Source organism: Pseudoxanthomonas sp. LjRoot204_2 (assembly GCF_056175765.1).
In genome coordinates, this window is sequence record NZ_JBGFFG010000327.1 from 1 (window position 1) to 3878 (window position 3878).

A 3878-nucleotide genomic window follows, 5' to 3' on the forward strand; every position below is an offset into this window, starting at 1 on the left:
GCCCTGGCCATTGCCATCGCCGGCTGGGTCAATGCGCTGCAACTGGCGTGGTTGCTTCGCAAAGCAGGCGTTTACCGCCGGCAGCCGGGCTGGGGGCGTTTCCTGCGCCAGATCGGCATCGCCACCCTGGCGATGACGCTCACGGTGCTGGCGTTCCGGTTGCTGTGGACGGACTGGTCCGCCTGGACGTGGTGGGAGCGCGGCTGGCGGCTTGCGGCGATGGTCGGCGCCGGCGGCGGCCTGTATRCCGGCCTGCTGTACGTTCAGGGCATCCGGCCGCGAGACCTGCGTGGGCATTGAGGACGGGCGGGCCGGCTATACTTCAATGTCTTGCACCATCCCGGATCCGCCGCCTGGCGCGTCCGCCCTGACAGGATTCCATGAGCAGGCTGTTCCGTGACGTCGATGGCGGGTCTCTGTGCCCGCACGGTAGCGTGGTCTGCATCGGCGCCTTCGATGGCCTGCACTCGGGCCACCGCGCGCTGGTGCGGCATGCCGTGGCGCGTGCGCGTGCGCTGGGCGTCGAGTGCGTCGTCGTCACGTTCGAGCCCCTGCCGCGCGAGTTCTTCTCCAAGGACCATCCGCCGCCGCGCCTGACCCTGGCGCGCGCCAAAGTAGAAGGCCTGCTGGGCCTGGGTGCGGATCGCGTCGGCCTGCTGCGCTTCGACGCCAGGCTTTCGGCGATGTCCGCCGAGGACTTCGTCCGCACCCTGCTGGTCGGCCGGCTGGCCGCCCGCGAAGTCTGGATCGGTCCGGAATTCCGCTTCGGCCACCGCCGCGGCGGCGATGTCGTGCTGCTGCAGGCGATGGGAAGTGAGCTGGGCTTCAGCGCCGACGCGATCGCGCCGGTCGAAGTGCAGGGCGAACGCGTGTCCAGCACGCGCATTCGCGAAGCCCTGAAAAGCGGCGACTTCACTACCACCACCCGCTTGCTCGGTCGACCCTATGCCATCGGCGGCCGGGTCGTGCGCGGCAAGCAACTCGGCCGCACGCTCGGCTTCCCCACCGCCAACCTGCGCTTCCCGAAAGCGCCGGCCCTGTCCGGCATCTACGCCACCTGGGTGCACGGCGTGGGCGATGCACCGTGGCCGTCGGTCTCCAGCTTCGGCACGCGCCCCACGGTGGACGGCGTCGAGCCGCTGCTGGAAGCCCATCTGTTCGACTTCGCCGGCGACCTCTACGGGCGCCACATCGAAGTCGAATTCGTCGCCAAGCTGCGCGACGAACTGAAATTCCCCGATCTGCCCAGCCTCACCGAGCAGATGCACCGCGATGCCGACCAGGCGCGCGCACTCCTTTCCGAACACAAAGAACGAGCGACGGCGTGAGCCAGGACTACAAAGCGACTCTCCACCTGCCCGCCACGGATTTCCCGATGCGCGGCGACCTGCCCAAGCGCGAGCCCGACACACTGGCCCGCTGGGAAAGCCAGGGCCTGTACGCGCAGCTGCGCGAGAACGCCAAGGGCCGCCCGCTGTTCGTGCTGCACGACGGCCCGCCGTACGCCAACGGTGCGATCCACCTGGGCCATGCGGTCAACAAGATCCTCAAGGACATCATCGTCAAGTCGCGCTACCTCGCCGGCTTCGATGCGCCGTACATCCCCGGCTGGGATTGCCACGGCCTGCCGATCGAGATCGCCATCGAGAAGAAGTTCGGCAAGGTGGGCGTGAAGCTCGACGCCGTCGAATTCCGGCAGAAGTGCCGCGAATACGCCGAGTCGCAGATAGACATCCAGCGCAAGGATTTCAAGCGCCTGGGCGTGATCGGCGACTGGGACAACCCGTACAAGACGCTCGATTTCCGCTTCGAAGCGAACGAGATCCGCGCGCTGGCGAAGATCGTCGCCAACGACCACCTGACCCGCGGCGTAAAGCCGGTGCACTGGTGCTTCGATTGCGGCTCGGCGCTGGCCGAGGCCGAGATCGAGTACGCCGACAAGGTGTCGCCCGCCGTCGATGTCGCCTACGCCGCGCGCGATGCGCAGGCGGTGGCGACGGCGTTCGGCGCCACGGTGCCGGCGGATGTCGAGGTCGCGCTGCCGATCTGGACCACCACGCCGTGGACGCTGCCCGCGTCGCTGGCGATCTCCATCGGCGGCGAACTGGAATACGCCCTGGTCGAAGGCCCCGCGCACGACGGCAAGCGCCGCTGGCTGGTGCTGGCCGATGCGCTCGCGACGCGCGCGCTGCAGCGTTACGGCGTTACCGACGTGGTCGTGCACGCGCGAGTGAAGGGCAGCGCGCTGGAAGGCCTGCTGTTCGCGCATCCGTTCTACGACACGCGCGACATCCCCGTGCTGCTGGGCGACCACGTGTCGGCCGAAGACGGTACCGGCGCCGTGCACACCGCACCGGGCCACGGCCAGGAAGACTACGTCGTCAGCAAGCAGTACGGCCTGCTGGACAAGTACACCGCCGCGCAGCTCAATCCGGTCGATGGCCGCGGCGTCTACCTGCCGTCCACGCCGGCCGCGCATGGCGTGGAGCTGGCCGGCCTGCACATCTGGAAGGCCAACGACGTCATCRTCGACGTGCTGAAGCAGAGCGGCGTGCTGCTCGCTTTCAGCAAGCTGGAACACAGCTACCCGCACTGCTGGCGCCACAAGACGCCCATCGCGTTCCGGGCCACGCCGCAGTGGTTCATCTCGATGGAGCAGGCCCATCTGCGCGCCGACGCGCTGGAAGCGATCAAGCAGGTCGGCTGGTTCCCGCAATGGGGCGAAGCCCGCATCGCCGGCATGGTCGATGGCCGTCCCGACTGGACCATCTCGCGCCAGCGCACCTGGGGCGTGCCCATCGCGCTGTTCGTGCATCGCGAAACCGGCGAGCCGCATCCGCGCAGCGTCGAGCTGATGCGCGCGGTCGCCGAACGCGTGGAGCAGGGCGGCGTCGATGTCTGGTACACGCTGGACGCGGCCGAGCTGCTCGGCGACGAAGCGAAGGACTACGACAAGATCACCGACATCCTCGATGTCTGGTTCGACTCCGGCGTGACCCACGAAGGCGTGCTGCTGGAGCGCGGCCTCGGCAAGCCGGCCGACCTCTACCTGGAAGGCTCGGACCAGCATCGCGGCTGGTTCCAGTCCTCGCTGCTGACCGGCGTGGCGATCGACAAGCGGGCGCCGTACAAGCAGTGCCTCACCCACGGCTTCACCGTGGACGAGCACGGCCGCAAGATGTCCAAGTCGCTGGGCAACGGCATCGAGCCGCAGGACATCATGAAGACCCTTGGCGCCGACATCCTGCGCCTGTGGATCGCCAGCGCCGACTACAGCAACGAGATGTCGCTGTCGCAGGAAATCCTGAAGCGCAACGCCGACGCCTACCGCCGCCTGCGCAACACCGCGCGCTTCCTGCTCAGCAACCTCAACGGCTTCGATCCCGCCCGCGACCTGCTGGCGCCGGCCGACATGGTCGCGCTGGACCGCTGGATCGTGCACCGCGCGTTCGAAGTGCAGGAGAAGATCAAGGCCGCCTACGACCGTTATGACTTCGCCGAAATCGTGCAGGCGCTGCTGAATTTCTGCAGCGTCGACCTCGGCTCGCTGTACCTGGACGTCACCAAGGACCGCCTGTACACCATGCGCGAGGATTCGCGCGGTCGCCGCAGCGCCCAGAGCGCGATGTACCGCATCGCCGAGGCCTTCGTGCGCTGGATCGCGCCGGTGCTGAGCTTCACCGCCGACGAGATGTGGGGCTACCTGCCGGGCGAGCGAGTCGGCAACGTGCTGTTCGCCACCTGGTACGACGGCCTGGCGCCGCTGCCGGCCGACGCCGCCCTGAACGCCGCCGACTTCGACCAGCTGCTGGCGCTGCGCGAACAGGTCGCCAAGGTGCTGGAGCCGATGCGCGCCAACGGCCTGATCGGTGCCGCAC

Annotated in this window: 2 protein-coding genes and 1 pseudogene; all 3 read left to right on the forward strand. The window is 68.3% G+C overall.

Features of this window, described 5'->3' with window-relative positions:
* Nucleotides 1-300, forward strand: a pseudogene (locus AC04L7_RS14010) (murein biosynthesis integral membrane protein MurJ); the annotation flags it as partial.
* 80 nt (nt 301-380) lie between these two features.
* Complete coding sequence (locus tag AC04L7_RS14015; RefSeq protein WP_435999633.1) at nt 381-1328, forward strand: bifunctional riboflavin kinase/FAD synthetase; 948 nt, start codon at nt 381-383, stop codon at nt 1326-1328.
* Nucleotides 1325-3878 (forward strand): isoleucine--tRNA ligase (ileS, locus tag AC04L7_RS14020; RefSeq protein ID WP_475513233.1); only part of this gene is annotated, 2554 nt, incomplete at its 3' end. The genes AC04L7_RS14015 and ileS, both read left to right, overlap by 4 nt.